The sequence below is a fragment of the Acinetobacter sp. 228 genome, from assembly GCF_048147885.1.
Genome location: NZ_JAYWYV010000399.1, coordinates 1 through 1,203, shown reverse-complemented (window position 1 = coordinate 1,203; position 1,203 = coordinate 1). Strand labels below are relative to the sequence as shown.

The following is a 1,203-nucleotide window of genomic DNA, read 5'->3' as shown; positions in this document are numbered from 1 at the left end:
CCCGGTGTGGTAATTACAGCATGTGCCTGCCCTTCTGTTTCAATTTGAAAAGTAAGATGATCACCACCTGCAATTCCAGCCGGTGGATGAACAATAATGGCATGACAAACCCCAGTTTTTTCGGGCCAGAGCATTTTTTGCACCCGAACGGGGCCATAATGTTTTCTGTGACTCATTATGGTGCGAGAGTTTTCATGACAAAACCCCAGTTCTAACTGGGCATACCAAAATGGTGCTGAAGAAGTCTGAAAAGTTTGTTGAATTCGATTCATTTTGGCTCATTTTTGATAATGGCTTTTTTGATAAGCAAAATATGCACCAAAAGCAAAAAGTGGTTATTACAAACTTAGAAACAATTTTTTTATTTTAATGAGTCAAAAAAACATCAATGTCTAACATAAAACCACAGTAAAGCATGGAATTATTTATACAATAGCGCCCATCCTCGCTCTTATAAATTTTTCCCATGAAAATCTTTTTCGTGTTAGTACCGTTTGTATTTTTAACTGGGTGTATTTTTGGCCAATCAAGTGAGGTCAAACGTGCAGAAAAAGTTTTAAATAACTTTCAATGTAAAAATATTGAAACAAGTGAAATTTCTACAAGTTCAATCAATTCTTATTACCAGCAATCTTGAGCGGTGAGTAAGGAAAAAGCGACCTCTTATGTAGAAAGCTATAAAAATGGTGAAGAATTATTCGCGATGCCCTTAGATGAAGTCGTAGAACAGCAATACCAACTTTATAAAGCAGCTTGCGATTCTTTAGGTGGGGTTTCTGCCCAACCATAAATTTTTAAAAGTATCCATTAAATCACTTTAGTGGATACTTTTAATTCTCAACTAAAATATAAAAAACATAGCCCCAATCTGTGCAATTTTTACTCACTTTACCTTTTGTTAAAATTAAGCTACATACTAGAGCTTTTATTTTCGATTCTTTTTTCCTAGCCTGTCAGTACTTTATATTTATATTTTTGAGGTTTTATTCATTATGAAAAAATCATTATTAGCAATTGCACTTATGAGTACTCTTCTTGTCGCATGTAATAAACATGAAAATAAAACAGAAACAACCTCTGATGCATCTACTCCTGTACAAACTACTCAATCACATAATAATGAAGCGGTAGATACAGCACATACAGCCGAGAATTCTTTAGATTGGGATGGCAAATATAAAGGTACGCTTCCTTGCGCAGACT

At 34.6% G+C, this 1,203-nt stretch carries 1 protein-coding gene and 2 pseudogenes; 2 read left to right on the top strand and 1 reads right to left on the bottom strand.

Annotated elements, in window-relative coordinates; translation table 11 throughout:
• The coding region (locus VXQ92_RS19350; protein WP_416682891.1) for an urease accessory protein UreD at window positions 1–272 on the bottom strand (272 nt) is incomplete at its 3' end.
• Window positions 273–466: 194 nt separating this feature from the next.
• Between VXQ92_RS19350 and VXQ92_RS19345 the strand changes: the two are divergent.
• Window positions 467–790 (top strand): annotated as a pseudogene (locus tag VXQ92_RS19345) (hypothetical protein).
• A 202-nt stretch (window positions 791–992) separates the two neighbouring features.
• Window positions 993–1,203: pseudogene (locus VXQ92_RS19340) on the top strand (copper resistance protein NlpE); the annotation flags it as partial.